The organism is Halomonas sp. C10-5 (assembly GCF_057169305.1).
Genome location: NZ_CP175665.1, coordinates 1,389,467 through 1,415,610, shown reverse-complemented (window position 1 = coordinate 1,415,610; position 26,144 = coordinate 1,389,467). Strand labels below are relative to the sequence as shown.

The following is a 26,144-nucleotide window of genomic DNA, read 5'->3' as shown; positions in this document are numbered from 1 at the left end:
ATTCGCTCTCGAGTCAGGCGGGAATAGCTCAGTGGTAGAGCATCGCCTTGCCAAGGCGAGGGTCGCGAGTTCGAATCTCGTTTCCCGCTCCATTCCTTCGAATGGCCCGACTCGATGAGGCTGGATGGCAGAGTGGTTATGCAGCGGACTGCAACTCCGTGTACGCCGGTTCGATTCCGACTCCAGCCTCCACTCCCCGATTTCCTGTACTGCCCGACACCGTGCCGCCCGGATGGCGAAATTGGTAGACGCAAGGGACTTAAAATCCCTCGGTGGCGACACCGTGCCGGTTCGAGCCCGGCTCCGGGCACCAGCCATCCGTCGATGAGCTAGTCGATACCTCTGCGGGGCAACCGCTTGATGAACCTGCCGCCCCTGCGCGATCCCTTCTTTACCTACCGCTATCGTCGCCGACTGCATGTCCTGCGCGTGCTGCTGGCGCTGACGACCACCTTTATCATCATCCGCCTGTTCGCGATCCCCCACTCCGGCTGGGCGCTGGTCAGCACCGTGATGGTGATGGGCAACCTGCCACATATCGGCGGCGTGCTCGACAAGGGCCGCCAGCGGCTGCTGGGCACCGTGCTCGGCGCGGGCTCCGGCCTGCTGCTGATCCTGCTGCCCATCGACCTGCCGCTGCTGATCCCCGTCGGCAGCCTGGTCGCCATCGGCATCGCCACCTGGCTCACCTTCGGCAACCGCCACGGCTACAGCGGCCTGATGTTCGCCATCAGCCTGCTGCTGGTGGTCGGCGACGGCAGCCACGCCCTGGATGTGGGGCTGTGGCGTGCCTTCGACGTGCTGCTGGGCACCCTGGTCGGCATCGTGATCACGGTGCTGGTGCTGCCCCAGAAGGCCACCGACATGATGCGCTTCATGCTGGCCGAGAACCTCGATCGCATGGCACGCCTGTTCCATGTGCACACCACCGCCTCGACGGCCCTGGATATCGATACCCGCGCCCTGCTCAAGGCCACCAGCTCGGCACTGGTCAAGCAGCGCGGCCTGGTCGATGCCATCCATCGTGAACGCCGCCTGAGCCGAGACGAGCTGGATGACATCATCTCCCTGCAGCGGCGCATGCTCTCGACCATCGAGCTGCTGCTGGAGACCCACTGGAACACCCGTGCCGGCCATGATCGCATCGAGGCGATGGAAGGCCTGCGCGACGAACAGCACCGCCTCGCCCGGGAGCTGGGCACCCTGGCCTACCAGGTACGTACCGGCCAGCCCATCGCGGTCGAGATCAGCCAGTTCGACCTCCAGCGTTACGCCCCGCTCGCCACCACCGCGGTCAGTGCGCAGGGACGGGCGCTGTTCAGCCCCAGCGGCTATCTGTGGCTCAACCGCGAGCTGGCACGCCTCACCGAGGCCCTGGTCACCCGCCTGGGTGGCCTGACCCGCCTGCCCAGCCGCCGCCTGCGTCGCGCCTCGGGGCGCAAGTGGGCGCGCCGCCATACCGCCACGCCCGATAGAGGAGCGCAAGATGTCCCACGCCAACCATGACGTGCTTATCATCGGCGGCGGTGTCGCCGGCCTGGTACTCGCCCTGGAGGTGGCCGATCAGCGTGGCGTGACCCTGCTGCGCCCCGCCAGCGACGACCGGGGCGCCAGCCGCTGGGCCCAGGGCGGCATCGCCGCGGTGCTCTCCCCCAGCGATGATATCGAGGCACATATCCAGGACACCCTGGTGGCGGGCGACGGCCTGTGCGACGAGGCCGCGGTGCGCTTCACCGTGGAGCAGGGGCCGGCGGCCATCGAATGGCTGCTTGGCCTGGGCGTCCCCTTCACGCGGGATGCCAGCCCCGGGGCCGACTACCCCTACCACCTCACCCGCGAGGGCGGACACGGCGCGCGACGCATCATCCACGCCGCCGACGCCACCGGGCGTGCGCTGATGGATACCCTCAAGGCCCATGTCGCGGCACACCCGGCGATCCACATCCGCGACGACCTCACCGCCATCGGCCTGCTCCAGGACGATGCCGGCCGCTGCCGCGGCGCACGCTGCCTCGACGCTGCCGGACGACGGATCGACCTGCCGGCCCACGACACCGTGCTGGCCACCGGCGGGGCCAGCGGCCTCTATCGCCACACCACCAGCCCCCAGCCGGCCAGTGGCGAGGGCATGCTGATGGCCGCCGAGCTCGGCGCCACGCTGATGAACCTGGAGTTCCAGCAGTTCCATCCGACCTGCCTCTACGATCCCCAGGGCACCCCCTTCCTGATCAGCGAGGCGGTACGCGGCGAGGGCGGGCGACTGCTCAATATCCGCGGCGAACGCTTCATGCCGGCCATCGACCCGCGTGCCGAACTGGCGCCGCGTGACGTGGTCGCGCGCGCCATCGACGCCGAGATGCAGCGCACCGGAAGCGACTATGTCTTCCTCGACGTGCGCCATCTGGGCGAGGCGGCGATCCGCGAGCACTTCCCCACCATCCACGCCCACTGCGCCGGCCGCGGCATCGATATCGTCAAGGCCGCGATCCCGGTGGTGCCGGCGGCCCACTACAGCTGTGGCGGGGTAGCCACCGACCAGCGCGGCGCCACCGACGTGGCCCACCTCTTCGCCGTGGGCGAGGTGGCCTGCACCGGCCTGCACGGTGCCAACCGCATGGCCAGCAACTCGCTGCTGGAGTGCCTGGTGTTTGCGCGCAGCTGCGCCGCCGTGCTGCGGGATGCCTCGCGGGTGCCGCTCGTCGGCGGCCCCGCTACCCAGGCCAGGGCCGAGGCGGCACCCGCGGCACTCGTCGAGTGGCGCGAGCGCATGCGCGGCGTGATGAGCACTCGGGTGGCCATCGTGCGCCGTGACGTCGGGCTGGCTGAGGCCGGCGCAACGCTGGCCGAGCTGCAGGAAGAGGTCGCCGTGGTCGCTCAGCGTGGCCAGCCACCCGCCGAGCTGATGAGCCTGTGGCATTCGCTGCGCCTGGCGCGACTGACCGTGGCCAGCGCCCGGGCGCGTCGCGAGTCCCGCGGCCTGCACTACAATCCGGACTGCCCGCAGCATGGCGACGCCCTTCCCCGGCCCTCCCGGATTCGGCTGGACGAGCTCGACTGAGCGGAGCTTGACCAGATCGGTGGACGACTCCGGAACGGGAGTCGGCCTAGCGGCGAACCAGGTAGCGACGCAGTTCCCGATGGGCTGACGGCGAACAGCTATCGGGCCACAGCCACAGCCGACTGCCATTCAGATGCAGCCCGATCAGCCAGGGCCCCAGGTAGTCACAGCGCAGGCTGATCGGTCGCGGGGTCGCATCCCTTGCACCCCGCCACTTCCACTGCAGCTCTCCGCCGGGCAGGGCCTCGGCACTCAGTTCCCCCTGGGGCTGGTCACGCACGCACCAGAAGGTAATGGCCCCCAGGCCGAGTGCCACGGGGAGCCACCACCAGAGAGGAAGGACAGTCGCGAGGAGGCCGGCCACCGCAGCGGCCGGCAGGAGATGTGCCAGCAGAGCCAGCCTAGACCGGCCGATGCGAAACGCTGTCGGCGCTCTCGGCATGCTCGATGATCATCTGGACGATGCGCCGACGTACCGGCTCCGCGGGGAGCTCGCGACGCATCAGCCACATGAAGAGGTCCTGGTCCTCCTCGTCGATCAGGTCGCGGAATGCGGCCTGGTCGGCTGGCTCCAGGGCGTCATAGCGCTGTTCGAGGAAGGGCACCAGCAGCAGGTCCAGCTCCCACATGCCGCGGCGGGAGTGCCAGTAGAGCCGCTTGCGCAGTGCCGTCTCCGGGCTTGATGGTTCGTTCAAGGTCGACCTCGCCTTTGCCTTGGGGTGTGGCGCCAGTATAACCGAGGCGGCGCGGCGACACAGCTGACGCCGGTCACGGATCGAGGTCTCTGCCTATGGTCGTAGTGCGTTGTTTTGTCTCGTTTTGCCGAGTATGCTTGGAATAAAACAACAGCCGCGCCGCCAACGGAGACCCGAGATGACCAAGTCCGAGCTGATCGAACAGATCGCCATGCGACAGCCCGAGCTGTCGCTCAAGGAAGTGGAATCGGCGGTTCGGCTGATTCTCGACGACATCACCGAGACCCTGGCCGCCGGGGGACGCGTCGAGATACGCGGCTTCGGCAGCTTCTCGCTGCACTACCGCGAGCCGCGCATCGGGCGCAATCCCAAGACCGGCGAACCGGTCGCGCTGGACGGCAAGTTCGTGCCACACTTCAAACCCGGCAAGGAGCTGCGCGAGCAGGTGGACGCCAGCCGCGTTCTGGGCTATTGAGCCCGACGCTCCGCTTTCCCGGCCCAACTCTTACATCAACAGGGGACACTTCGCATGCGTTGGCTCAAAGGCCTGATCCTGGCCATCATCCTGCTGGCGGTTCTACTGGTCGGCATCCTGTTCGCGGTGAACAATCGCGAGGCCCTGCCGCTCAACCTGATCTGGATCGAGCTGCCTCCCGCCTCGCTGTCGGTATGGCTGCTGGCCTCGCTGACGGTTGGCGTGCTGCTGGGCATGCTGGCCATGAGCGGCGTCTACCTGCGCCTGCGCGCCCTGTTGACCCGTGCCCAGCGCCACAACCAGCAGCAGCGCAAGGAGCTCGACAAGCTGCGCGTCCAGGAGCTCAAGGAACTCCCCTGATATGCCCGATGCCCTGCTGCTGACCACCCTGGTGGCAGCCGTCGCCATCGGCTGGTGGCTGGGCCGCCGCGAACGCAGCAAGCCGACCGATCCCGCGCCTCCGCAAGGACTGGCGCGGGATTATTTCGTGGGCCTCAATTACCTGCTCAACGACGAGCAGGACCGCGCCATCGAGACCTTCGTCGGGGCGCTGGAGGTCAACAGCGAAACCATCGATACCCATATCACCCTGGGCAACCTCTTCCGCAGCCGCGGCGAGGCCGACCGGGCAATGAAGATCCACCAGAACCTGCTGGCCCGCCCCAGCCTGACCGCCGCCCAGGGCGAGCGCGTGCAGCTGGAGCTGGCCCGTGACTTCCTCTCCCTGGGGCTGCTGGATCGCGCCGAACGGCTGCTCAAGGGGTTGCTGCGCGACAGCCATGACGAGGAGCTGCGGCGCTTGGCACGCCGGCTGCTGGCCGACCTCTTCGAGCGCGAAGGCGACTGGTCGGAAGCCTTCGCAGTGGCCAACCCCCAGCTGATCCGCGAGGATCGGGAACTGCGACGTGCCGCGGCCCACTGGCTCTGCCAACTGGCCGAGGAGGAGCGCGGCAACGCCACACCGGTGCTGGCCCGGCGCCACCTCAAGCAGGCCCTCAACGTCGACCCGCACTGCGTGCGCGCCAACCTGCTGCTGGCCGCACTCGAGCACGACACCGGTCACTACCGCCAGGAAATCAACCTGCTGGCGCGGATTCCCGCCCAGGATCCGGCCTTCACCCCGACCCTGCTGGCGCCCCTGGCCAACGCCTACCGACTGCTCGACGACGAGGATGGCCTGATCCGCCACCTCCATGATCTGCTCGAGAAGACCCCCTACACCAGCGTGATCATCCTGCTGGCCGAGACCCTTCGCCATCGCCAGGGCATCGAGCCTGCCATCGCCCTGGTCAGCGAGCAGCTCAATCGCGAGGCGAGCCTGGGGGCCCTCGACTACCTGATCGACCTCTATCGCCAGCGCGCCGACGGCACGGCGCCGGAACAGCTGGCGCTGCTGCAACGCCACACCGCCACCCTGCTCGAGCAGCTGCCTCGCCACCGCTGCCGCCGTTGCGGCTTCACCGGCGACCAGTTGCACTGGCAGTGCCCCCGCTGCCGCAGCTGGGGCACCACCCGTCCGATCACCGGGATCGAGGGCGAATAGCGACTAGCTGAGCTCGGCCTCGATGGCGGCGAGCGCTTCCATGGGCTCCTCGGCCTCGGTGATCGGGCGCCCCACCACCAGGTGGGTACTGCCCGCAGCCATGGCATCCCCCGGGGTCATGATGCGCTTCTGGTCGCCGACCTGGGCGAAGGCGGGGCGAATGCCCGGGGTCACCTTGAGGAAGTCATCGCCACACAGCTCACGCAGGCGGGCCGACTCATGGGCCGAACACACCACGCCATGCATTCCGCTGTCGCGCGCCAGGGACGCCAGGCGTTCCACCTGCTCGGCGGGTGAGACACCCACCCCTACCTCGGCCAGGTCCTCGGTCGTCATGCTGGTCAGCACGGTCACCGCGATCAGTCGGGTGCTCAGGCCATGGCGCTCCAGGCGCTCCCGGGCCGTCTCCATCATGCGCCGCCCCCCCCCGGCGTGGACGTTGACCATCCACACCCCCTGCTCCGCCGCGGCCTGGACGGCGCCGGCCACGGTGTTGGGAATGTCATGGAACTTGAGGTCGAGGAACACCTCGAAGCCGCGCCCGTGCAGGGCCTCCACGACGTCGGGGCCGCTGCGGGTGAACAGCTCCTTGCCCACCTTGAGACGGCAGCGCGCCGGATCGAGGCGGTCGGCCATGCACAGGGCGGCATCCAGGGAAGGGTAGTCGAGGGCAATGATCAGAGGGGAATCGGTAGACACGCCGGGCTCCTGGCAAGCGGAAAACGACGCCAGAGTATAGCAGTCATGACCGAAGTGAGCGGTCAGAGTTAACCGACCCGAGCGCGACGTTATCTCCTACTTCCTGTCGTCATGTCGTCGAATGAGTGACGTCCTGGCGGACAAGAGTTTCGGCAAAAGTGACTCAGAGCTATTCCGCCACCATGGCTAGCTTGAAGAGGCACCCATCCGGATGCGATTCCAACGCGGGAGGAAGTGACAATGAAAAACAGGATTCACGCCCTCTTCGGGGCCTGCCTGATCGCGCTCATGCTGGGGCTCGCGCCGCTCGGCGCCATGGCCCAGGAGGTCGAACCGATCAACGTCAATACAGCCGGGGCTGAACTGCTCGCCGAATTGCCCGGCATCGGGCCGAGCAAGGCCGCCGCCATCATCGAGGACCGCGAGGCCAACGGTCCCTATGCGAGCGCCGAGGACCTGACGCGCGTCAGCGGCATCGGCGACGGTACGGTAGCCAACCTGGAGGACCAGGTAACCTTCTGATCCTGCGCTCCATGGGCGGCCAGCGGACGGCCGCCACCGAACCCCACCTTGCTAGTCGTGGATCACAGGCGCAGGCCGCCGTCACACTCGATCACGCGGCCGGTGAAGTAGTCATTCTCGAAGATGAACAGGGCGCTCTGGGCGATGTTTTCCGGTTGGCCGAGCCGCTTGAGCGGGACACCGGCGGTCAGCTTGTCGAGCATGTCCTGACGCATCGAGGCCGTCATCTCGGTTTCGATGAAGCCCGGGGCCACGGCACCTACACGGATGCCATAGCGTGCCAGCTCCTTGGCCCAGGTGGTGGTGAGGGCCACCACGCCGGCCTTGCAGGCCGCATAGTTGCTCTGCCCCATGTTGCCGGCCCGCGAGATGCTGGAGATATTGACGATCACCCCCTCGTTGCCCGCCTCGACCATCTGCGCCGCCGCCTCGCGCCCACACAGGAACACGCCGGTCAGGTTGACGTCGATCACCGACTGCCACTGCTCGAGGGACATGGTCTTCTCGACCTTGCCGTCACGTGCCTTGACCAGCAGGGCGTCACGCAGGATACCGGCATTGTTGACCAGGCCGCTGACCGGCCCCATGGAGGCCGAGATATCGGCGAAGGCCTGCTTCACGGAGGCCTCGTCGGCCACGTTGGTGACGAAGGCACGCGCCTCGACACCCGACGCGTGCAACCCGGAGATGGCTTCGTCGAGAGTCGCGGCATCGGTATCGAGCAGGGCCAGCCGGGCCCCCTGGCGGCCCAGCATGGCGGCCATGGCCAGACCCAGGCCACGGGCGCCACCGGTAATGGCGATAACAGAGTTCTGCAGTTGCATCGTGGTTTCTCCGGGAGGTGGTTGCTCAGCGGTTGATGGTTGGCACTGTAGCAGACTTTTGTGCAGTGCATCATCACACCATGACTAAGCTTATATTCCCGTCTTTATCTCCCGCTGGCCAGCGCCGCCGACCAACGCTTGATTTCCCTGCCTTCGCCCCCATCTCCCCGTGAACGTCACCACGGGAGGCCACATGCCCTTTCTCCTCATCTTCACGCTGTTCGCCCTGCTCGACTTCGTCATCCTCTTTTCGGTGGGCAGCCAGATCGGCCTGCTCACCACCCTGCTGCTGGTGCTGGCCACCGGCTTCATCGGCCTGCACCTGATCCGCCGCGAGGGTGCCGCCACCTTCGCCCGGGCCCGGGAGCGTCTGGAGCGCGGCGAGGTGCCCTCCGGCGAACTGCTGACCGGGGCGGCCCTGATCTTCGGTGGCGCCCTGCTGATGGCCCCGGGCTTCGTCTCCGACGCCCTGGGCTTTCTGTGCCTGATCCCCGATGCCCGACGCCTGATGGGCAAGTTGCTGGCGTGGCTGGGCATTCGCACCCAGGGCTTTCATGTCCACAGCGAGGGCTTTACCAGCGCCTCCGGTAACGGCGCCGGCAAGCCCCGGGACGACTGGGCACAGGCCGACGAGGGCCGTCACCGCCGCGGCGCCGACGAGCCGGCGTCAGGAGACGCCGACGACGGCGTCATAGAGGGGGAGTTCATCTCTCGGGACGAGCGCCGCGGCTGATCCGGCCAGATCGGCAAAAAAATTTCCGGGTGGGCCTTGAAAGGCCATGGGCTAGCCCCACTTACACGTCAGCAACAGGTTTCGGCGCGACTCTCGCGCCATTGACACGGAAGGCGTCCGACGCCTCCCCTCGCTGCCTCGGTGGCGAGGTCGTGATACAAACCGCCGGATCATCGGCACATGAACCATCAGGAGAACGTGAGCAATGAACATCCGTCCCTTGCACGATCGCGTCATCATTCGTCGCGTTGAGGAAGAACAGAAAACCGCTGGCGGCATCGTGCTCCCGGGCAGCGCCCAGGAAAAGCCGACTCGTGGCGAAGTGCTCGCCGTCGGTAACGGCCGGATCCTCGACAACGGCGACGTCCGCGCTCTCGACGTGAAGGTCGGCGACACCGTCATCTTCAAGGATGGCTTCGGCGTCGAGAAGCAGAAGATCGACGGCGAAGAAGTCCTGATCATGAGCGAGTCCGACATCCTGGCCGTAGTCGAAGGTTGAGCTGAAGGCTGAGCGAAACCGCTCACGCCTCGCACGCAGCGAATTCTGACGTTCACGAATTGAAAGGAAGATAGCGAACATGGCAGCGAAACAAGTCAAGTTTTCCGATGATGCCCGTAACCGCATGGCGCGCGGCGTTGACCTCCTGGCCAACGCGGTCAAGGTTACCCTGGGTCCGAAGGGCCGCAACGTGGTGATCGAGAAGTCCTTCGGTGCCCCCACCGTCACCAAGGACGGCGTCTCCGTGGCCAAGGAGATCGAACTGAAGGACAAGTTCGAGAACATGGGCGCCCAGATGGTCAAGGAAGTCGCTTCCAAGACCTCCGACGTCGCCGGTGACGGCACCACCACCGCCACCGTGCTGGCCCAGTCCATCGTGACCGAAGGCCTCAAGGGCGTCATCGCCGGCATGAACCCGATGGACCTCAAGCGCGGCATCGACCAGGCCGTGGTCGCTGCGGTCAAGGAGATCGAGGCCCTGTCCGTGCCCTGCACCGACTCCAAGTCCATCGCCCAGGTCGGCACCATCTCCGCCAACGGCGACAAGCGCATCGGTGAGATCATCGCCGAGGCCATGGAGAAGGTCGGCAAGGAAGGCGTCATTACCGTCGACGAGGGTCGTGGCTTCGAGGACGAGCTCGATGTCGTCGAGGGCATGCAGTTCGATCGCGGCTACCTGTCGCCCTACTTCGTCACCAACCAGGACACCATGGCGGTCGAGCTGGAAGACCCCTACATCCTGATGGTCGACAAGAAGATCTCCAACATTCGCGAGCTGCTGCCGACCCTCGAGGCCGTGGCCAAGGCCGGCAAGCCGCTGGTGATCATCGCCGAAGACATCGAGGGCGAGGCGCTGGCCACCCTGGTGGTCAACACCATGCGCGGCATCGTCAAGGTCGCCGCCGCCAAGGCGCCGGGCTTCGGTGACCGCCGCAAGGCAATGCTCCAGGATATCGCCATCCTGACCAATGGCACCGTGATCTCCGAGGAAGTGGGTCTGGACCTCGAGCAGGCCACCCTGGACCACCTGGGTACCGCCAAGCGCGTGACCATGTCCAAGGAGAACACCACCATCATCGATGGCGCCGGCAACGACGCCGACATCGAGGCCCGCGTCAACCAGATCCGCGCCCAGATCGAGGAGACCTCCTCCGACTACGATCGTGAGAAGCTCCAGGAGCGCGTCGCCAAGCTGGCCGGCGGTGTCGCCGTGATCCGCGTCGGTGCCGCCACCGAGGTGGAGATGAAGGAGAAGAAGGCGCGCGTCGAGGACGCCCTGCACTCCACCCGTGCCGCGGTCGAGGAAGGCGTGGTGCCTGGCGGTGGTACCGCCCTGGTGCGCGTGCTGACCAAGGTTGCCGGCCTCAAGGGTGACAACGAGGACCAGACCCACGGCATCGCCATCGCCGTGCGCGCCATGGAAGCCCCGCTGCGCCAGATCGTCACCAACGCCGGTCAGGAAGCCTCCGTCATCCTGAACCAGGTCAAGGCTGGCGAAGGCAACTACGGCTACAACGCCCAGACCGGCGATTACGGCGACCTGTTCGAGATGGGCGTGCTGGACCCGGCCAAGGTGACCCGCTCTGCGCTGCAGTCCGCCGGCTCCGTGGCAGGCCTGATGATCACCACCGAGGCCATGATCGCCGACGATCCGGACGAGAAGGACGCCGCCCCGGACATGGGTGGCATGGGCGGCATGGGTGGCATGGGCGGCATGATGTAAGCCCCCACCCTGCCCCAGGCACTGCCCTTCCAGGCAAACCCTGAGACAGACCCCGCCGGTGAAAGCCGGCGGGGTTTTTTCTTGCCAGCGCCAAGCGCCGAGCTACAAGCGCCAAGCAACCCTGACCTGGCCGCTTGGCCGCTTGGCCGCTTGGCCGCTTGGCCGCTTGGCGATGTAAGATACCCACCCTCCGCTCATCACCTGACGCCAGCCGCCTGCCCATGCTCTCGAATATCCGCATCGTCCTCGTCCAGACTTTCCATCCCGGCAATATCGGCGCCGCCGCGCGGGCCATGAAGACCATGGGCCTGACCGACCTGGTGCTGGTCAATCCCCGGCAGTTTCCCGACCCCGAAGCCGCGCGGCTCGCCGCAGGAGCCGAGGATCTGGTGGAAGGCGCCCGGGTGGTCGGCTCGCTGGCGGAGGCCGTGAGCGACTGTGTGCAGGTGGTAGGCGCCAGCGCACGGCTGCGGAGCATGCCGCTGCCGCACTTCGACGAGCCCGACGAGATGGCCCGTGACCTGGTGGAGCATGCCGCCCACGATCCGGTGGCGCTGGTATTCGGTCGTGAACGCTTCGGCCTTACCAATGACGAGATCGGCCTGTGCAGTCACCAGGTGAGCATTCCCGCCAACCCCGACTACGGCATCCTCAACCTCTCGCAGGCGGTGCAGGTGCTCGCCTACGAGACGTTCAAGGCCTGGCGCCGGCGACCCGAGAGCGGCTACCGGCCGGCGCTGCCCGCCGAGGAGCGCCAGCCCAGCCGCGAACAGGTCGGCCATTTCCACGACCACCTGGGCCGGGTGATGCAGCGCAGCGGCTTCATCACCCAGCCCCATGCGCGTACCGAGGCACACCTGCATGCGCTGTTCGCCCGCGCCCAGCCCTCCCGCCGCGAACTCTCGCTGCTGCGCGGGCTGCTCGCCTCACTGGAGGCCCACCTGCCCGAGGAGTAGATCCCCATACAACGACGGCGGCCCGCAGGCCGCCGTCGAAGGTCCCTGGGTAGCTGCTGCCTACAGGGTCATGGCGGCCAGCCAGCCGAAGGCGATCAGCGGGATGTTGTAGTGGACGAAGGTCGGCACCACGCTGTCCCAGATATGATCATGCTGGCGGTCGACGTTGAGGCCGGAGGTCGGCCCCAGGGTGGAGTCGGAGGCCGGCGAACCGGCATCGCCCAGCGCCGCGGCCGTACCGACCAGGGCCACGGTGGCCAGCGGCGAGAAGCCGAACTGCACCGCCAGCGGCACGAAGATGGCGGCGATGATCGGGATGGTGGAGAACGACGAGCCGATGCCCAGGGTGATGAACAGGCCCACCAGCAGCATCAGCAGCGCGGCCAGGCCGCGGTTGTCACCGATCACCTCGACGCTGGACTCCACCAGGGTCTCGATCTGGCCGGTGGCGGTCATCACCGCGGCAAACCCCGATGCCGAGATCATGATGAAGCCGATCAGCGCCATCATGCGCATGCCGCTGGTGAAGAGGTCGTCGGCCTCGCGCCACTTGAAGATGCCCCCCACCGACAGCAGAGCGAAACCCACCAGCCCGCCGAGGATCATGGACCCGGTCCACAGCTGGATGCCCAGGGCAGCCACGATGGCGACCACCGACATCACCAGGCCAAGGGCATGCGGCTCATGGGTTTCCGGGTGGTGGTGCGGCACGTTGCTGGTGGCCACGTCCAGCGCCTCGTAGTCACGCGGCTTGCGATAGCTGATGAACACCGCCACCAGCAGGCCCAGCGCCATGCCGCCCACCGGTACGCCCATGGCCAGGGGCACCATGCCGCGAGTGATCTCGAGGCCCAGCGCCTCGCCGGCCTGGTTGATGTTGGCGAGCAGGATATCGTTGAGGAAGATCGCCCCGAAGCCCACCGGCAACAGCATGTACGGAGCGGTAAGGCCGAAGGTCAGCGCACACGCCACCGCGCGACGATCGAGGCGCAGCTGGTTCATCACCTTGAGCAGCGGCGGAATCAGGATCGGAATGAAGGCGATGTGCACCGGAATCAGGTTCTGGGAGGAGATGGCCACCAGCAGCACCGCGCCGAGCAGCAGATACTTGACCACCGCCTGGCGGTTTGCCGTGGCCTCCTGGCCCAGCAGGCCGATCAGCCGCCGGGCCAGCAGGTCCGGCAACCCGGAGCGCGAGATCGCTACCGCAAAGGCGCCCAGGGTGGCATAGGCCAGGGCCACCTTGGCCCCGCCACCCACGCCGTCGTTGAAGGCGCCGAGGGTCTCCTCGACGGAGAGTCCCCCGACCAGGCCGCCCACCAGTGCCCCGACCACCAGGGCGAAGACGACAGAGACCCGTGCCAGTGACAGTCCGACCATCACCAGCACCGCAATGATTACCGCATTCATGGTAGGTTTCCCCGAACAAGGAATTGGATTGAGACGAAACGGCGCAGGATTCTACCAGAAGCGCCTTCTTCGCGCCCGGGGCGCCGGAGCGGGATGTCATGGAATCGACACGCGACGGTCACCGCGCTGTTACCTGCATCGGCGATAAAGGGAGGCGTCCAGCAGGACGCGGCAAGGGACACTGCCACTTCTCCGCCACGGATGCGCCAGGGCTGGACGCCCTGCAGGGAGCTTGGCAGCAGGATGCTGCCCATGGAGGCCCTATCGCCACGGCACCCGCCGTGGCGTTCTTCGTCATGGCGACTCGCTGACCTCTTCAGGCTGGAGCACGCTCGACGCCCACCCGGGCACGCCCTCGCGAATCCTTCGGGAGAAGTCGGGATCATCGTGAGCCGCGACGGCGCGTCGGGTGATATCACCGCAGCGCTTGAGCTGGTCCAGGGAGACGCCTGGCACCAGGCCGCCGTGATCATGGACATAGCCGGGCAGGAGCCCGCTGAGCAGCAGCCGATGGTCCAGCGGCAGCCCCTCGATGATGCGGCGCATCAGGGCGTAGATCAGGGTGGTGCAGTTGGCGGTAATGGTGTGGTAGAAGCGCGGCGCACGCTCCAGCCGGTTGGCCTGCTCCACCAGTGCCAGCAGCAGCTCGCGACGCTCGTGCTGGCCGAGCAACACCCGATAGAGGGTCACCGATTCGCCGCGCACGTTGCTGCGCAGGCGTACCGCGTCACGCTCATCGGCGGCGATGATCGCCAGCTCGAAGCGCTTGAAGAACCCGCCGATCTCCGAGAAGGGCTCATGGCCCTCGCGCCGTACCTCCACCGAGAAGGCCACGAAGTCATCGATGCGGCCCTGCTCATCGGCGAAGCCGAAGGAGAGCAGCACGTGGGCAATACCCGGGCGCCCCCAGCCGGAGACGAACAGATCCAGGGAGGCCAGTCGCCGGAGGTCATACTCGCGCCGCTCCCAGGCCACCTCCGCCTCGTCACGGGTGAGCCAGTCGAAGCAGCGCACATGGTCGAGCACCAGCCACTCGCCCTGGCGGCGACCGGTCGCCAGGTGGGCCACATCGTCGGCCCACGCCAGATCGCTTGCCGGCGTCAGCCGCCGCCACCAGCCCAGCAGCAGCAGCATGCTCACCGCCATCACCAGGGCCGGCCCCAGCCTGGCCCCCTGCCAGTGCCACACCAGGCAGAGGCCACCCAGCAGCAGCCAGGCGAGGGCGGAGAGACGGCGCCGGGAAACGCCGGCGGGAAAGCGATGCAGCAGCGCCAGGCCGCCCCATAGCGAACACACCAGCAGCACCAGGCGCAGGGCGAGATCGAGCAACAGCGACATGGGCGAACTCCCTTCGGCCTGTCGCCAGGCTACCACGCCCCACCACCACTGACCTCAACGCATCACGCCGGTGTCAGCCAATCGCCGAAGGCCTCCGTGGCCGGCCCCGACTGGCCGCGGGTGACATCATGGTAGAGACGCTGCAGGCGCGCGGTCAGCGAGCCCTTGGCGATGGGCTCACCCGCCGCCGGCACCCCGGCACGCCCGCCGATATGGCGGCCATCCAGTTCGCGCAACGGCAGGATCTCCGCGGCGGTGCCGGTGACGAAGGCCTCGTCGGCGATATAGAGCTCGTCGCGGGTGATTCGCCGCTCCTGAACTTCTATGCCCAGCACCTCGCGGGCCAGGTGGATCACGCTGTCGCGGGTGATGCCCTGCAGGCAGGAGGTCACCTCAGGGGTATGCAGTACGCCGTCGCGCAGCAGGAAGACGTTGGCCGCCGAGGCCTCGGCGACATAACCCTCCAGGTCGAGCATGATCGTCTCGTCGAAGCCCGCCTTCACCGCGGTGTTGAGCGCCAGCATCGAGTTGACGTAGTGGCCGTTGGTCTTGGCCCGGCACAGGCTGATGTTGACGTGGTGGCGCGCCCAGGAGGAGGTCAGCGCACGCAGCCCGATGGCAGCGGCCTCGGGCGAGATGTAGTCGCCCAGGTCCCAGGCAGGAATCATCACATGGGTGGTGAGCCCCTTCGCCCTGAGCCCCAGCCCCTCGGCGCCGAGATACACCGTCGGCTTGAGGTAGGCATTGGTCAGGCCGTTCCGCGCCAGGCACTGGCGCTGGGCCTGGATCAACGTCTCGTCATCGAAAGATAACGGTATATCAAGGGCGTGGGCGCTATCCAGCAGCCGGCGGGTGTGCTCCGCCACCCGGAACAGGTGCGTGCCCCGCGGGCCATCATAGGCGCGCACGCCCTCGAAGCAACCCATGCCGTAGTGCAGGCTATGGGTCAGCATATGGGTGCGGGCATCGCGCCACGCCAGCCACTCGCCGTCATGCCAGATCCAGCCGTCGCGATCGAAGAGCGGTGTCATGGGTCCGGGTTCCTGTATTGAGAGAATCGGTGATCTAAGGCGAGGGTCAGAGCCGACCGGCTGCTGCCCAGTCCGTGCGCCAGCCGTCGATCAGCTCGCGCTGGTAGGGCTGCAGGGCCTGGTAGGCCCAGGCAGCGATCTCGTCGTTCTGAGGATCGGGCACGGAGATGTCGCTGTCGGCCAGGGTCTGGATCACCGCGTGGCCGCACAGTGGCACGTAGCCCTCGGAGTAGCCGCCCTCGTGGACCATCACCAGGCGCCCATCGCAGACGCGTTCGGCCAGGTCCCTGACCTGGGCGGTCATGCGCGCGAAGGCGGCGCTGTTGAGCAGCATCTTGCCCAGCGGATCCTTGGCGCAGGCATCATAGCCGCAGGCCACCACGATCAGCTCGGGGCCGAAGGCCTCGATCGCCGGCAGCACCAGCTCGGTCATGGCGTGATCAAAGGCGCCGAGGCCGCAGCCGGGCGGCAGCGGCAGGTTGAGACAGGCACCCTCGCCGCCCCCCTCTCCCTGCTCCTCGAAGGTGCCGGTATCCAGCGGATAGTTGCCCGCCTGATGGATCGACACCGTGAACACCTCGGGCTCGGCGTAGAACGCCGCCTGCTGGCCGTTGCCGTGGTGCACATCCCAGTCGAGGATCGCCACGCGTCCTGCCTGGCCCAGGGCACGCGCCCGCATCACGGCCACCGGGATATTGCCCAGCAGGCAGAAGCCGCGACCGCGGTCGGCCTCGGCGTGGTGGCCGGGAGGACGGCAGAGCGCATAGGCGCGCCGCTGCTCCCCGCTGGCCACGGCCTCCACAGCGGCGATGGCCAGCCCCGCCGACTGGCAGGCGGCGGCCAGGCTGCCCGGCGTATAGGGGGCGCAGTCGCCACCATCGCCACCGCGTCCCCTGTCTCCCGCCGCCAGCGCTTCAAGGTAGCGGGGGGTATGGAACCGCTCGAGATCCTCGCGGCGCGCCGGCGGCGGCTTGCGAACCGCCAGTTGGTCGATCAGGCCCGAGACTTCCAGCAGATTCTTCAGCCGCCGCTTGCTCTCCGGGCTCTCCGAGGCGGGCTGCGGCTGCAGGAACTCGCCGGGGGCCGAGAAGACCCCGATGGCCCCCGGGTCGTGCCAGAAGCAGCGCTCATGCCAGAAGAAGCCGGTGGTAGCGCGCCTCATCATGCGCTCGGCAATGCCGCGGTGACCATGATCTCCACCTTGAACTCGGGAAGCGCCAGCCTGGCCTCGGTGGCGGCCCGCGCCGGCGGGCGCCCCGGCACCACCCAGGCATCCCAGGCGGCGTTCATCTCGGCGAACTCGCCCATGTCGGTCACCCACACCAGGGCGCTGAGCAGATGCTCCTTGCTGGTCCCGGCAGCGGCCAGCTGGCGGTCGATCTTGGCCAGCACCTGCTCGGTCTGGCCGCGCATGTCGGCGCTGGTGTCATCGGGCACCTGGCCGGCCAGGTAGACGGTGCCGTTGTGCACCGTGGCCTGGCTCATGCGGGAATTGCTGTCGTGATAGGTAATGCGCATGGGAGTCTCCTTGCAGGAAGCCGGTCGGGAACATCGCATTCCTGGCCGGGGTGGTAGAGGGATTTCATTCGCTGCCTGCCTAACCCAGCAGCGAGGGAATCCAGGTGGAGAGCGACGGGAAGGTGACCAGCAGCAGGATCACCACGATGAAGGCCACGTAGAACGGCAGCGAGGCGATGATCGCCCGTTCGAAGGGCACGTTGGCGATCCGCGCCGCCGTCATCAGCGTCATCCCCACCGGCGGCGTGACGTTGGAGATATTGAGCACCACGATCATCAGGATGGCGAAATGCAGCGGGTCGACGCCGAGCTGGATCATCGCCGGCACCAGCACCGGGGCCACCACCACCAGCGCCGGCAGCACGTCCATGACCGTGCCGATCAGGATCAGCAGGCCGCAGACCAGCAGCAGCTGCAGGAAAGTCGAGTCGCTGAAGGTGGTGATCAGGCCCGCCGCGTCCCGGGCGATGCCGGAACGGGTGACGAACCAGCCGAGCACCGCCGAGGTCGCCAGCAGGAAGAACACCACCCCCGAGAAGCGCACGGTCACCACCAGGGCATGCCAGATCTTCTGCCAGGAGAGGTTGCGGTAGAAGACCACGCCGATGGCGATGGCATAGACGGCGGCGAAGCCCGAGGCCTCGGTGATGGTGGTCAGCCCCGAGAGGATGCCGCCGAGGATGATCAACGGCACGATCATCGCCGGCAGCGCCACCAGGAAGGACACGGCCGCCACCTTGAGCGGCGTGGGGGCCTGCTTGGGGTAGCCCCGTTTCCAGGCCAGGAAGAAGCTTACCGCGAGCAGCGCCAGGGCCATCAGCAGGCCGGGGATGATCCCTCCCGCGAAGAGGTCGATCACCGAGATATCCCGCAGCAGGGTCGCGTAGACCACCATCACCACGCTGGGCGGGATGATCGGCCCGATGATCGACGAGCAGGCGGTGATCGCCGCGGCGTACTCGGCGTCATAGCCCTGCCGCTTCATCTCCGGGATCATGATCTTGCCGATGGCCACGGTGTCGGTGATCGCCGCCCCGGTCAGGCCGGCGAAGAACACCGACACCGAGATATTGACGTGGGACAGCGCCCCACGCACCCGCCCGAACAGGGCGTTGTTGAAGGCGATCAGCTTCTGGGTCAGGCCGCCCTGGTTCATCAGCTCGGCGGTGAAGATGAAATAGGGCACGGCGATCAGCAGGAAACCCGAGACACCGGCGAACATGCGGTCGGCGACGATGCCGAGCATGCGTTCGCCGCCCATGGCGAAGCCGCCGGCCAGCCCCGACATGGCCATCACCACGGCGACCGGGGCCCCGATCAGCAGCAGCACGACGAAGGCAATGATCGCGGGCATCATGGGCGGCGCTCCCCGTCGGCGGTCTCGATCAGCTCATCGATCGCGGTCTCGTCATCGATGAAGTGTTCCAGCAGGTCGAAGCCCTGCACCAGGTGCAGCAGGATGATGACCCCGCTGATGGGAATCACGATGGCGGTGAACTTGGCGGATATCTGGATCTGGTCGGAGACCATGTAAACCTGGGAGGCCCCCTGGAAATAGTCCCAGCCGTACCAGACCAGCATCAGCGCGAACAGCGCGATAACGCCGAGGCAGAGCCCCGCCGCCACCTGGAGCAGCACGCGCGGCAGGCTGCGCACCAGCAGGGTCATGGCCACGTGCTCGCCGTAGCGCAGCGAGATGGTCATGGAGAGAAAGCCGATCCAGGGCAGGAAGAGCCGGGCCAGGGAGTAGGTCCAGCTCAGGGTGCTGCCGGTGGCCAGCTTGTAGAGGAAGGCCGTGAAGGAGATGCCCAGCATGATCAGCACGCAGGCCACACACGTCACGATCGCCGCCTGGTTCACCGCATCACTCAGGCGGCGCAAGGGCTGGAGGAGGGGCATCGGAGTACCTCGGAGACATCGACGACCGACCCGCAGGTCGGCCGCATCAAGAGGCAGGCGCACGCACGCCTGCCGGCTCACTGACCCCGGCGATCAGCGGGGCCGATCACTCGGCGTCGAGGCTCACTGGCCATAGTTGGCCATGTCGTTCTCGACCACCGCCTCGCCGACCCGGGCGACCTCGGCGAGGAAGGCGTCGACCTTCTCCTCCTCGATGCCGAAGTCGTTGACGATCCACTCCTTCCAGGCCGGGGTGGCAATCTCCGCCATGCGCGCCCGCTCCTCGGGGGGCATGATGTAGCACTCCTCGAAGCGTTCGCAGGACTCCACCCAGCTGGCGGTGGCCAGCGCCCCGGACATGCCGTGGCCGATGGCGATGGCCTCGCGGGCCGAGGTGACGATGGCCTGCTGCTGATCCTCGGTCAGGCTCTGGAACCACTCCTCGCTGACCAGCCAGGCGGCGCTGTTGTAGACGTGTCCGGTCAGGGTGGTGTAGTCCGTCACCTCGTCGAAGTTGAAGGTGGTGTTGAGCACCGGCGCGTTGAACTGGCCGTCGGCGAGGCCGGTCTCCAGGGCGGTGATCACCTCACCCCAGGGCAGCGGCGTGGCCGAGGCGCCCAGCGATTTCATGATCGCCACGTGTCCCGGGTTCTCCTCGGTGCGGATATTGAGTCCCTCGAGGTCCTCCACGGTCTTGATCGGTCGCTCGTTGTTGGTGAAGGCCACGAAGCCACCGCCGTCATCGAAGGTGCCCAGGTAGCGCATGTTGGTCTCCTCGATGGTCCCCGACATGAAATCGGCGAACCACTCCCCATCGAAGAAGGCCCAGGCCTGACGCCAGTTGTCGAAGATGAAGGGCGCGGTCATCAGCTGATAGTCGTCATAGAAGGACGACATGGCACCGGTGGTGATGATGGTGGACTGTAGGGTCCGGCCGCCCTGGACCTCCGATGCGGTCTCCACCTCGGAGCCCAGCTGGCTGTTGCCGAAGATCGACACGGTGATCTCGCCATCGGTGCGGGTCTCCACCAGGTTCTTGAACTGGATCAGGGCCGGGTAGACCTCGTTGTTGCTCATGTCCTCGGGAAGGATGGTGGCGATGGCCATCTCCTCGGCCTGGGCCTGCACGGCCGCCATGGCCAGCGGCAGGGCCGCCAGGGCGGTCAGGCGGGGGAACATCGTGGTACGCATGGGCTTGCCTCTCGGTGTTGTCGTTATCGGATGCGGCAATGGCAGCGCCTGTGACGCTGGCCTGCTACCCAGCCTAGAACGTCGCTGCCGATAGCGCCTGCCCGCGGGGTCGCAACCCTTCAACGCCCGCGACAGATGACGCGGCCCTGATGCCACGCCAGCGTTGAAGCCACAGCCTGCCCACGCCGCAGTGGCCTCTATAGTGTGGTGAGGAACCCATGCCGGACAGGGAGGCGAGTCCCACATGCCGCTTGTACTGATCGTCCTGTTGCCGCTGACCGGCGCCTGTCTGCCCGCCCTGCTGCAGGGACGATCATCGCGACTGCTGGCCGCGGTCTCCGCCCTCCCCGCCCTCTTCTGTCTGCTGCTTCTGCTCAGCTGGCTGCCGCATGTCATGGGCGGCGGCGAGGCCGTGGTCCAGCGGCTCTCCTGGCTGCCGGCACTGGGCCTCGACGTCGCCTTCCGCCTCGACGGCCTGGGCCTGCTGTTCGCCCTGCTGATCACCGGTATCGGCTGCCTGATCCTGCTCTATGCGCGCTACTACTTCGTGGGCAGCGACAGCTCGGCGCGCTTCTTCACCCTGATCCTGCTGTTCATGGCGGCGATGCTGGGCATCGTGCTCTCCGAGAACCTGCTGTTCCTGCTGGTGTTCTGGGAGCTGACCAGCCTGGTCTCCTTCCTGCTGATCGGCTACCACAGCCACGACCATGCGGCCCGCCTCGGCGCCCGCATGTCGCTGGTGATCACCGCTGGCGGCGGGTTGGCGCTGCTCGGCGGCGTGGTGCTGCTGGGCCAGGCCGCCGGCAGCCATGAGCTCTCGGTGGTACTCGAGGCCGGCGATCGCATCCGCGCCCACGAGCACTATGGCCTGATGCTCAACCTGATCCTGCTCGGCGCCTTCACCAAGTCGGCCCAGTTCCCCTTCCACCTGTGGCTGCCCCACGCCATGACGGCGCCCACCCCGGTCTCCGCCTACCTGCACAGCGCCACCATGGTCAAGGCGGGGCTGTTCCTGCTCGCACGTCTGCATCCGGCGCTGGCCGACACCTCGCTGTGGTTCCACCTGGTGACCCTGACCGGGATGCTGACGCTGATGGTGGGCGCCTTCGTGGCCATGTTCATGCACGACATGAAGGGACTGCTCGCCTACTCCACGGTCTCCCACCTGGGGCTGATCATGCTGCTGCTGGGGCTGGGCACGCCCATGGCTCTGGCCGCGGCACTCTTTCATCTGGTATGCCATGCGCTGTTCAAGGCGCCGCTGTTCATGATGGCGGGCTACGTGGAGCACGCCACCGGCACCCGTGACATGCGACGGATCAACGGCATGTGGCGCTTCATGCCCGCGCTGATGGTGCTCTCGGGCATCTCCGCTGCCGCCATGGCCGGCCTGCCACTGATGAGCGGCTACCTGAGCAAGAAGATGCTGTTCAACGAGAGCCTGCTGCTCTCCACCCCGGACTGGGCGGCCGTGGTGATTCCCGCCTGGGTGGCCCTGGCCGCCCTCTTCTCGGTGGCCTACGCGATACGCATCTTCCACAACGTCTTCTTCAACGGCCGGCCGGTCGACCTGCCTGTCTGGCCACCGGTCTCACCGCGGGCGGCGGCGCTGTCGCCCATCGTGCTGCTGGCCTTCGCCACGCTGCTGGTGGGGCTGGCACCGGAGCCCCTCTACTCGGTGCTGGTCCACCCCGCCTTCGCCGCCGCCCGTCAGGCGGTCGTCGCACCCTACGACTTCACCACGCTGGGCGGCAGTGTGCCCATGCTCATGAGCCTGTTCGCCCTGGCCGGCGGCGCGCTCTTCTACCACCTGCGCGACCCGCTGTTCCGGCTGCACGCGCGGCTGCCCCAGGTCGACGCCAAGGAGATCTTCGACTGGATCATGCGCCGCACCATCGCCCTCTCCCAGCAGCGGGTCTTCCAGCTGGAGAACGGCTCCCTGCAGCGCTACCTGACCTTCATCATGGCCACCCTGGTAGTGCTGGTGGGCCTTGAACTGCTCGCCGTGACCCACTGGGACGGCGGCGTGGCACTCGCCCCGCTCGACCCGCTGACCCTGCTGGCGGCGATCCTGCTCTGCCTGGCGGCGATCGGCGTGGTGGTCTATCACCATCACCGCCTCCCCGCGCTGCTACTGCTCGGCGTCACCGGGTTGTTCGTCACCGTCACCTTCGCCCGCTTCTCGGCACCGGACCTCGCCCTGACCCAGCTGATGGTGGAGGTCATGGCAGTGGTGATCATGATGCTGGCGCTCTCCTTCCTGCCCCAAACCTCCCCCCGCGGCTCGACGCGCTTGCGCATGGGGCGCGACCTGGCCATCGCCGGCCTGATGGGCGTCGGCGTGGCGGCCTTCAGCTTCGCCATCCTGACCCGCCCCCAGCAGACGATCTCCGACTTCTTCCTCGCCAACAGCGTGCCCGGCGGCGGCGGCACCAACGTGGTCAACGTCATCCTGGTCGACTTCCGCGGCTTCGACACCCTGGGCGAGATCACCGTGCTGGGCATCGCCGCCGTGGCGGTGTTCGCCTTCACCCGCGACCTGCACCTCAAGGAGCGCGTGGTCGAGACCAACCCCGCCCACTGGGTCGCCGAGCCGCACCCGATCATGCTCAGCACGGTGGCTCGGCTGGTGCTGCCCATCGCCCTGCTGGTCTCGGCCTACATCTTCCTGCGCGGCCACAACCTGCCCGGCGGCGGCTTCATCGCCGGGCTGATCACCGCGGTGGCGCTGACCCTTCAGTACATGGCAGGCGGGCTGGTCTGGGCCCAGGCGCGCATGCTGACCGCCTTCCGGCCGCTGATCGGCGCCGGCCTGCTGATCGCCACCGCCACCGGCCTTGGCAGCTGGCTGTTCGGCTTCCCCTTCCTCACCTCGGCCCACGGCCACCTCTCCCTGCCGCTGATCGGCGAATTCGAACTGGCCACCGCCATGCTCTTCGACCTCGGCGTCTATGCCACCGTGGTCGGGGCCACGCTGCTGATACTCGCCAACCTCGGCAAGCTGATGACCGTGGCCGGCCCCGGCAAGGAGCTCGGCTGATGGAACTGCTCTACGCGATTACCCTGGGCGTGCTCACCACCTGCGGCGTCTACCTGCTGCTGCGGGCGCGCACCTTCACGGTCATCCTCGGGCTGACGCTGCTCTCGCATGCCGTCAACCTCTACCTGTTCGCCTCGGGACGCCTGGTGGCCGGCGCCCCGGCCATCATCGGCCTGGCGGAACGCTCCGCCGACCCGCTGCCCCAGGCCCTGGTGCTCACCGCCATCGTCATCGGCTTCGCCATGACCGCCTTCGTGGTAGTGCTGGCGCTCAAGGCCGCGGTGGAGCTGCGCAACGACCACGTCGACGGCGAGAATCCGGACGAGGACCGCGCATGAACCACGCCCTGATCCTCCCCATCCTGCTGCCGCTGCTCACCGGTGCCGGCCAGCTGCTCTGCTACCGGGCGCCCTTCGCCGTGCAGCGCCTGCTGGGCTTCGCGAGTACCGGCTGGCTGGTGCTGCTGGGCATCTGGGCACTGGCCACGGCCGGCTCGGGCGACTACCTGCTCTACCAGGCGGGAAACTGGCCGGCACCGTTCGGCATCGTGCTGGTGCTCGACCGCCTCGCCGCCATCATGCTGGCCCTGACCGCAGTGCTGGGACTGTGTTGCCTGGTCTATGCCAGCGGCGGCACCGACCAGCGTGGCGCCCACTTCCACGCCCTCTTCCAGTTTCAGCTGGCCGGCCTCAACGGCGCCTTCCTGACCGGCGACCTGTTCAACCTCTTCGTGTTCTTCGAGATCCTGCTGATCGCCTCCTACGCCCTGCTGCTTCACGGCGGCGGTCGCGCCCGCAGCCGCGCCGGGCTGCACTACGTGATCATCAACCTGGCGGGCTCGGCGCTGTTCCTGATCGCGCTGGGCACCCTCTACGGCCTCACCGGCACGCTCAACATGGCCGACCTGGCGCTGCGCGTGGCCGAGGCGCCAGCGGAGGACGGGCCGCTGCTCGCCGCCGCCAGCCTGATCCTGCTGGTGGTGTTCGGCATCAAGGCGGCGATCCTGCCGCTGCTGTTCTGGCTGCCGCGGGCCTACTCGGCGGCCAGCGCGCCGGTGGCCGCACTCTTCGCCATCATGACCAAGGTGGGCATCTACGCCATCCTGCGAGTCTTCCTGCTGGTCTTCGCGCTGGGCGAGGCACCGATCAACGCCACCGCCTGGGCCTGGCTGTGGCCGCTGGCGCTGCTGACCCTGGCGCTAGGCGGTGTCGGCGTGCTGGGTTCGGACAGCCTGCGCACCCTGACCGCCTACCTGGTGATCCTCTCGGTAGGCACCCTGCTCGCGACCATCAGCCTGGTGACCCCGGCCGCCCTGGGCGCCGCCCTGTTCTACCTGATCCACAGCACCGGCATGGCCGCGGTGTTCTTCCTGCTCGCCGACCTGCTGGGCCAGCAGCGCGCGGAGGGCTACGACCGCTTCTCGGCGACCGGCCCCATCGGGCATCGCCGGGTGCTGGGCACGCTGTTCTTCATCGCCGGCATCGCCATGGCGGGGCTGCCGCCATTCGGGGGCTTCGTCAGCAAGGCCTGGATCCTCCAGGCCAGCGCCAGCGAACCCCGGGGCCTGTGGCTGTGGGGCGTGCTGCTGGCCTCGGCCCTGCTGGTGATCATCGCCATCAGCCGTACCGGCAGCAGCTGGTTCTGGCGCCCGGGGGAGATGGCCAGCCCCTATCCGCTCAGGCGCGGCCTGCTGACACTGGTGTGCGGCATGGTCGGCCTCAATGCGCTGCTGGCGGCCTTCGGCCACCCGGTGATGGGCTATCTCGAGCTGACCGCCGAGCAGCTGCTCACACCGCGCGGCTATATCGCCGCCGTGCTACCCGAGGCCCTCGCCGCCGCCACGGAGATCACCCTATGACGCCATCGATGCGCAAGTGGCAGTTCTGGCTGCCGCACCCGCTGTTCTCGCTGTTCCTGGCGCTGCTCTGGCTGCTGATGGTCAACGATTTCAGCATGGCCCACGCCCTGCTGGGGCTGGTGCTGGGCGTAGCGATCCCCCTGGTGACCCACGCCTTCTGGCCCGAGGAGGCGAGGATCCGCCGCCCCCTGCCGTTGCTGCGCTACCTGCTGGTGCTGCTGGTGGATATCCTGCGCTCCAACCTGGTGGTGGCCCTGCGCATCCTGCGCCCCGCCCGGCACCTGCGGCCCGGCTTCTTCACCTATCCATTGACGCTGAACGATGACTTCGCGATCACCATCCTGGCCAGCACCATCTCGCTGACCCCCGGCACCGTCTCAATCCACTACGACGCCGAGGCCAACACCCTGCTGGTGCACGCCCTGCACCTAGAGGATGAGGCCGAGGCCATCGCCGGCATTCATGAACGTTACGAGCAGCCGCTCGAGGAGATCTTCCGATGATCGCTGTGGTGATACCCATCGCGATGACGCTCTTTGCCATCGCCGCCCTGCTCAACCTCTACCGCCTGGCCATCGGCCCGGACATCGTCGACCGGATCCTGGCGCTGGACACCCTGATGATCAACAGCATCGCGCTGATCGTGCTGGCCGATATCTGGATGGGCCTGGGCATACTGTTCGAGCTGGCCCTGCTGATCGCCCTGATGGGCTTCGTCAGCACCGTGGCCATGAGCAAGTACCTGCTGCGGGGGGATGTCATCGAATGATCGCTATCGACATGGCCTGGCCCCTGCAGCTGGTGATCGCGGCCTTCCTGCTGGTCGGTGCGGTCGTGGCACTGATCGGTTCCTGGGGGCTGGCCAAGCTGCCCGACTTCTATACGCGCCTGCACGGCCCCACCAAGGCCAGCACCCTGGGCGTCGGCTGCACCCTGATCGGCTCGCTACTCTACTTCAGCCTCCAGCAGGACGGCGTCTCGGTCCAGGAGGCGCTGGTGACCATCTTCCTGTTTGCCACCGCCCCGGTCAGCGCCCACATGCTGGGCAAGGCCGCCCTGCGCCGGCGCCTGCCGGGTGTGGCGGGCACGCGCAACATGCCCGAGAGGTAACCCACCCGCTGCTTGCCCCGAG

Annotated in this window: 29 protein-coding genes and 3 tRNA genes; 20 read left to right on the top strand and 12 right to left on the bottom strand. The window is 67.4% G+C overall.

Translation table 11 applies throughout. The annotated features are described in order from the left end of the window. The first annotated feature begins 17 nt into the window (after positions 1-17). The 5 genes from ACJ7IV_RS06655 to nadB all read left to right on the top strand — a co-directional run bounded on the left by ACJ7IV_RS06655 (position 18) and on the right by nadB (position 3,058). Positions 18-92: transfer RNA gene (locus ACJ7IV_RS06655), tRNA-Gly, on the top strand. 26 nt (positions 93-118) lie between these two features. Then, positions 119-192, top strand: a tRNA-Cys gene (locus ACJ7IV_RS06650). Between the two features lie 34 nt (positions 193-226). Continuing rightward, positions 227-313: transfer RNA gene (locus tag ACJ7IV_RS06645), tRNA-Leu, on the top strand. Positions 314-360: 47 nt separating this feature from the next. Beyond that, a complete protein-coding gene (locus ACJ7IV_RS06640) occupies positions 361-1,506 on the top strand; it encodes an FUSC family protein (RefSeq protein WP_483866309.1) in 1,146 nt (381 codons plus the stop codon). Next, positions 1,487-3,058 (top strand): L-aspartate oxidase, encoded by a 1,572-nt coding sequence (gene nadB / locus ACJ7IV_RS06635; protein WP_483866308.1) that lies wholly within the window; start codon positions 1,487-1,489, stop codon positions 3,056-3,058. Before ACJ7IV_RS06640 ends, nadB begins: the two co-directional genes overlap by 20 nt. A 46-nt stretch (positions 3,059-3,104) precedes the next feature. Here the strand turns inward: nadB and ACJ7IV_RS06630 are convergent, their stop codons facing one another. Both ACJ7IV_RS06630 and ACJ7IV_RS06625 read right to left on the bottom strand, forming a co-directional pair. Further along, the gene (locus ACJ7IV_RS06630) at positions 3,105-3,500 is read right to left on the bottom strand and encodes a protein YgfX (protein ID WP_483866307.1); all 396 of its coding nucleotides are present in this window, start codon (positions 3,498-3,500) and stop codon (positions 3,105-3,107) included. After that, positions 3,460-3,753: an FAD assembly factor SdhE gene (locus ACJ7IV_RS06625; protein ID WP_483866306.1), complete on the bottom strand. Its 294-nt coding sequence runs from the start codon at positions 3,751-3,753 to the stop codon at positions 3,460-3,462. Before ACJ7IV_RS06625 ends, ACJ7IV_RS06630 begins: the two co-directional genes overlap by 41 nt. Positions 3,754-3,886: 133 nt before the next feature. On the opposite strand from ACJ7IV_RS06625, the gene ACJ7IV_RS06620 reads away from it, so the two are divergent. Genes ACJ7IV_RS06620 through lapB form a run of 3 tightly spaced genes read left to right on the top strand, consistent with a single transcriptional unit; the run spans position 3,887 to position 5,771 of the window. Beyond that, entirely contained in the window at positions 3,887-4,228 is a 342-nt protein-coding gene (locus tag ACJ7IV_RS06620; protein WP_483866305.1) for an integration host factor subunit beta, read from the top strand. A gap of 54 nt (positions 4,229-4,282) precedes the next feature. Continuing rightward, the gene (locus ACJ7IV_RS06615) at positions 4,283-4,588 is read left to right on the top strand and encodes a LapA family protein (protein ID WP_483866304.1); all 306 of its coding nucleotides are present in this window, start codon (positions 4,283-4,285) and stop codon (positions 4,586-4,588) included. 1 nt (position 4,589) lies between these two features. Further along, positions 4,590-5,771, top strand: a complete 1,182-nt coding sequence (lapB, locus tag ACJ7IV_RS06610; RefSeq protein ID WP_483866303.1) for a lipopolysaccharide assembly protein LapB — start codon at positions 4,590-4,592, stop codon at positions 5,769-5,771. Positions 5,772-5,774: 3 nt separating this feature from the next. On the opposite strand, the gene pyrF is transcribed toward lapB, so the two are convergent. Continuing rightward, a complete protein-coding gene (pyrF, locus tag ACJ7IV_RS06605; protein WP_483866302.1) occupies positions 5,775-6,470 on the bottom strand; it encodes an orotidine-5'-phosphate decarboxylase in 696 nt (231 codons plus the stop codon). A gap of 240 nt (positions 6,471-6,710) precedes the next feature. On the opposite strand from pyrF, the gene ACJ7IV_RS06600 reads away from it, so the two are divergent. After that, a complete protein-coding gene (locus ACJ7IV_RS06600; RefSeq protein WP_483866301.1) occupies positions 6,711-6,992 on the top strand; it encodes a ComEA family DNA-binding protein in 282 nt (93 codons plus the stop codon). A gap of 62 nt (positions 6,993-7,054) precedes the next feature. On the opposite strand, the gene ACJ7IV_RS06595 is transcribed toward ACJ7IV_RS06600, so the two are convergent. Continuing rightward, entirely contained in the window at positions 7,055-7,816 is a 762-nt protein-coding gene (locus ACJ7IV_RS06595) for an SDR family oxidoreductase (protein WP_483866300.1), read from the bottom strand. Positions 7,817-8,009: 193 nt separating this feature from the next. Here ACJ7IV_RS06595 and ACJ7IV_RS06590 point away from each other — a divergent pair, with 193 nt between their 5' ends. The 4 genes from ACJ7IV_RS06590 (at position 8,010) to ACJ7IV_RS06575 (ending at position 11,727) form a co-directional block, all read left to right on the top strand. Continuing rightward, a complete protein-coding gene (locus ACJ7IV_RS06590; protein ID WP_161432895.1) occupies positions 8,010-8,549 on the top strand; it encodes an FxsA family protein in 540 nt (179 codons plus the stop codon). A gap of 205 nt (positions 8,550-8,754) precedes the next feature. Beyond that, positions 8,755-9,048, top strand: coding sequence for a co-chaperone GroES (locus tag ACJ7IV_RS06585; protein WP_161432894.1), 294 nt, complete (start codon positions 8,755-8,757; stop codon positions 9,046-9,048). Between the two features lie 79 nt (positions 9,049-9,127). Next, positions 9,128-10,771 (top strand): chaperonin GroEL, encoded by a 1,644-nt coding sequence (groL, locus tag ACJ7IV_RS06580; RefSeq protein ID WP_483866299.1) that lies wholly within the window; start codon positions 9,128-9,130, stop codon positions 10,769-10,771. Between the two features lie 221 nt (positions 10,772-10,992). Next, complete coding sequence (locus tag ACJ7IV_RS06575) at positions 10,993-11,727, top strand: RNA methyltransferase (protein WP_483866298.1); 735 nt, start codon at positions 10,993-10,995, stop codon at positions 11,725-11,727. A 60-nt stretch (positions 11,728-11,787) separates the two neighbouring features. On the opposite strand, the gene ACJ7IV_RS06570 is transcribed toward ACJ7IV_RS06575, so the two are convergent. Beyond that, entirely contained in the window at positions 11,788-13,137 is a 1,350-nt protein-coding gene (locus ACJ7IV_RS06570; protein WP_483866297.1) for a Na+/H+ antiporter family protein, read from the bottom strand. A 98-nt stretch (positions 13,138-13,235) separates the two neighbouring features. On the opposite strand from ACJ7IV_RS06570, the gene ACJ7IV_RS06565 reads away from it, so the two are divergent. Beyond that, positions 13,236-13,448 carry a hypothetical protein gene (locus tag ACJ7IV_RS06565; protein WP_483866296.1) on the top strand — a complete coding sequence of 71 codons (213 nt, stop codon included), beginning with the start codon at positions 13,236-13,238 and terminating at the stop codon, positions 13,446-13,448. On the opposite strand, the gene ACJ7IV_RS06560 is transcribed toward ACJ7IV_RS06565, so the two are convergent. The 7 genes from ACJ7IV_RS06560 to dctP form a co-directional block, all read right to left on the bottom strand. After that, the gene (locus tag ACJ7IV_RS06560; protein ID WP_483866295.1) at positions 13,432-14,475 is read right to left on the bottom strand and encodes an Lnb N-terminal periplasmic domain-containing protein; all 1,044 of its coding nucleotides are present in this window, start codon (positions 14,473-14,475) and stop codon (positions 13,432-13,434) included. The genes ACJ7IV_RS06565 and ACJ7IV_RS06560 overlap by 17 nt on opposite strands. Before the next feature lie 62 nt (positions 14,476-14,537). Further along, positions 14,538-15,506: a branched-chain amino acid transaminase gene (locus ACJ7IV_RS06555; protein WP_483866294.1), complete on the bottom strand. Its 969-nt coding sequence runs from the start codon at positions 15,504-15,506 to the stop codon at positions 14,538-14,540. Between the two features lie 46 nt (positions 15,507-15,552). After that, the gene (locus ACJ7IV_RS06550; protein ID WP_483866293.1) at positions 15,553-16,671 is read right to left on the bottom strand and encodes a class II histone deacetylase; all 1,119 of its coding nucleotides are present in this window, start codon (positions 16,669-16,671) and stop codon (positions 15,553-15,555) included. Continuing rightward, complete coding sequence (locus tag ACJ7IV_RS06545; protein ID WP_483866292.1) at positions 16,668-17,024, bottom strand: RidA family protein; 357 nt, start codon at positions 17,022-17,024, stop codon at positions 16,668-16,670. The genes ACJ7IV_RS06550 and ACJ7IV_RS06545 overlap by 4 nt, the downstream gene beginning before the upstream one ends. Before the next feature lie 79 nt (positions 17,025-17,103). Further along, entirely contained in the window at positions 17,104-18,381 is a 1,278-nt protein-coding gene (locus tag ACJ7IV_RS06540) for a TRAP transporter large permease (RefSeq protein WP_483866291.1), read from the bottom strand. Next, positions 18,378-18,923, bottom strand: coding sequence for a TRAP transporter small permease (locus tag ACJ7IV_RS06535; protein WP_483866290.1), 546 nt, complete (start codon positions 18,921-18,923; stop codon positions 18,378-18,380). Before ACJ7IV_RS06535 ends, ACJ7IV_RS06540 begins: the two co-directional genes overlap by 4 nt. A gap of 123 nt (positions 18,924-19,046) precedes the next feature. Further along, positions 19,047-20,114: a TRAP transporter substrate-binding protein DctP gene (gene dctP, locus ACJ7IV_RS06530; protein ID WP_483866289.1), complete on the bottom strand. Its 1,068-nt coding sequence runs from the start codon at positions 20,112-20,114 to the stop codon at positions 19,047-19,049. A 244-nt stretch (positions 20,115-20,358) separates the two neighbouring features. Here dctP and ACJ7IV_RS06525 point away from each other — a divergent pair, with 244 nt between their 5' ends. Genes ACJ7IV_RS06525 through ACJ7IV_RS06500 form a run of 6 tightly spaced genes read left to right on the top strand, consistent with a single transcriptional unit; the run spans position 20,359 to position 26,122 of the window. After that, entirely contained in the window at positions 20,359-23,154 is a 2,796-nt protein-coding gene (locus ACJ7IV_RS06525) for a monovalent cation/H+ antiporter subunit A (RefSeq protein WP_483866288.1), read from the top strand. Then, on the top strand, positions 23,154-23,492 hold the full coding sequence (locus ACJ7IV_RS06520; RefSeq protein WP_213312691.1) for a Na+/H+ antiporter subunit C: 339 nt from the start codon (positions 23,154-23,156) through the stop codon (positions 23,490-23,492). The genes ACJ7IV_RS06525 and ACJ7IV_RS06520 overlap by 1 nt, the downstream gene beginning before the upstream one ends. After that, positions 23,489-25,012 (top strand): monovalent cation/H+ antiporter subunit D, encoded by a 1,524-nt coding sequence (locus ACJ7IV_RS06515; RefSeq protein WP_483866287.1) that lies wholly within the window; start codon positions 23,489-23,491, stop codon positions 25,010-25,012. The genes ACJ7IV_RS06520 and ACJ7IV_RS06515 overlap by 4 nt, the downstream gene beginning before the upstream one ends. Beyond that, the gene (locus ACJ7IV_RS06510; protein ID WP_483866286.1) at positions 25,009-25,515 is read left to right on the top strand and encodes a Na+/H+ antiporter subunit E; all 507 of its coding nucleotides are present in this window, start codon (positions 25,009-25,011) and stop codon (positions 25,513-25,515) included. The genes ACJ7IV_RS06515 and ACJ7IV_RS06510 overlap by 4 nt, the downstream gene beginning before the upstream one ends. Next, a complete protein-coding gene (locus ACJ7IV_RS06505) occupies positions 25,512-25,781 on the top strand; it encodes a K+/H+ antiporter subunit F (RefSeq protein ID WP_161432871.1) in 270 nt (89 codons plus the stop codon). Before ACJ7IV_RS06510 ends, ACJ7IV_RS06505 begins: the two co-directional genes overlap by 4 nt. Then, positions 25,778-26,122 (top strand): Na+/H+ antiporter subunit G, encoded by a 345-nt coding sequence (locus tag ACJ7IV_RS06500; RefSeq protein WP_483866285.1) that lies wholly within the window; start codon positions 25,778-25,780, stop codon positions 26,120-26,122. Before ACJ7IV_RS06505 ends, ACJ7IV_RS06500 begins: the two co-directional genes overlap by 4 nt. Positions 26,123-26,144 lie beyond the last annotated feature (22 nt).

Coding starts and splice junctions, on each gene's coding strand:
- ACJ7IV_RS06500 (WP_483866285.1), top strand. CDS start 25,778: ATGATCGCTATCGACATGGCCTGGCCCCTGCAGCTGGTGATCGCGGCC.
- ACJ7IV_RS06565 (WP_483866296.1), top strand. CDS start 13,236: ATGGAATCGACACGCGACGGTCACCGCGCTGTTACCTGCATCGGCGAT.
- ACJ7IV_RS06640 (WP_483866309.1), top strand. CDS start 361: ATGAACCTGCCGCCCCTGCGCGATCCCTTCTTTACCTACCGCTATCGT.
- ACJ7IV_RS06630 (WP_483866307.1), bottom strand. CDS start 3,500: ATGCCGAGAGCGCCGACAGCGTTTCGCATCGGCCGGTCTAGGCTGGCT.
- lapB (WP_483866303.1), top strand. CDS start 4,590: ATGCCCGATGCCCTGCTGCTGACCACCCTGGTGGCAGCCGTCGCCATC.
- ACJ7IV_RS06555 (WP_483866294.1), bottom strand. CDS start 15,506: ATGACACCGCTCTTCGATCGCGACGGCTGGATCTGGCATGACGGCGAG.
- ACJ7IV_RS06615 (WP_483866304.1), top strand. CDS start 4,283: ATGCGTTGGCTCAAAGGCCTGATCCTGGCCATCATCCTGCTGGCGGTT.
- ACJ7IV_RS06620 (WP_483866305.1), top strand. CDS start 3,887: ATGCTTGGAATAAAACAACAGCCGCGCCGCCAACGGAGACCCGAGATG.
- ACJ7IV_RS06590 (WP_161432895.1), top strand. CDS start 8,010: ATGCCCTTTCTCCTCATCTTCACGCTGTTCGCCCTGCTCGACTTCGTC.
- ACJ7IV_RS06535 (WP_483866290.1), bottom strand. CDS start 18,923: ATGCCCCTCCTCCAGCCCTTGCGCCGCCTGAGTGATGCGGTGAACCAG.
- ACJ7IV_RS06515 (WP_483866287.1), top strand. CDS start 23,489: ATGAACCACGCCCTGATCCTCCCCATCCTGCTGCCGCTGCTCACCGGT.
- ACJ7IV_RS06600 (WP_483866301.1), top strand. CDS start 6,711: ATGAAAAACAGGATTCACGCCCTCTTCGGGGCCTGCCTGATCGCGCTC.
- groL (WP_483866299.1), top strand. CDS start 9,128: ATGGCAGCGAAACAAGTCAAGTTTTCCGATGATGCCCGTAACCGCATG.
- ACJ7IV_RS06585 (WP_161432894.1), top strand. CDS start 8,755: ATGAACATCCGTCCCTTGCACGATCGCGTCATCATTCGTCGCGTTGAG.
- ACJ7IV_RS06595 (WP_483866300.1), bottom strand. CDS start 7,816: ATGCAACTGCAGAACTCTGTTATCGCCATTACCGGTGGCGCCCGTGGC.
- ACJ7IV_RS06550 (WP_483866293.1), bottom strand. CDS start 16,671: ATGATGAGGCGCGCTACCACCGGCTTCTTCTGGCATGAGCGCTGCTTC.
- ACJ7IV_RS06505 (WP_161432871.1), top strand. CDS start 25,512: ATGATCGCTGTGGTGATACCCATCGCGATGACGCTCTTTGCCATCGCC.
- ACJ7IV_RS06560 (WP_483866295.1), bottom strand. CDS start 14,475: ATGTCGCTGTTGCTCGATCTCGCCCTGCGCCTGGTGCTGCTGGTGTGT.
- dctP (WP_483866289.1), bottom strand. CDS start 20,114: ATGCGTACCACGATGTTCCCCCGCCTGACCGCCCTGGCGGCCCTGCCG.
- ACJ7IV_RS06540 (WP_483866291.1), bottom strand. CDS start 18,381: ATGATGCCCGCGATCATTGCCTTCGTCGTGCTGCTGCTGATCGGGGCC.
- ACJ7IV_RS06545 (WP_483866292.1), bottom strand. CDS start 17,024: ATGCGCATTACCTATCACGACAGCAATTCCCGCATGAGCCAGGCCACG.
- ACJ7IV_RS06570 (WP_483866297.1), bottom strand. CDS start 13,137: ATGAATGCGGTAATCATTGCGGTGCTGGTGATGGTCGGACTGTCACTG.
- ACJ7IV_RS06520 (WP_213312691.1), top strand. CDS start 23,154: ATGGAACTGCTCTACGCGATTACCCTGGGCGTGCTCACCACCTGCGGC.
- ACJ7IV_RS06510 (WP_483866286.1), top strand. CDS start 25,009: ATGACGCCATCGATGCGCAAGTGGCAGTTCTGGCTGCCGCACCCGCTG.
- ACJ7IV_RS06575 (WP_483866298.1), top strand. CDS start 10,993: ATGCTCTCGAATATCCGCATCGTCCTCGTCCAGACTTTCCATCCCGGC.
- nadB (WP_483866308.1), top strand. CDS start 1,487: ATGTCCCACGCCAACCATGACGTGCTTATCATCGGCGGCGGTGTCGCC.
- ACJ7IV_RS06525 (WP_483866288.1), top strand. CDS start 20,359: ATGCCGCTTGTACTGATCGTCCTGTTGCCGCTGACCGGCGCCTGTCTG.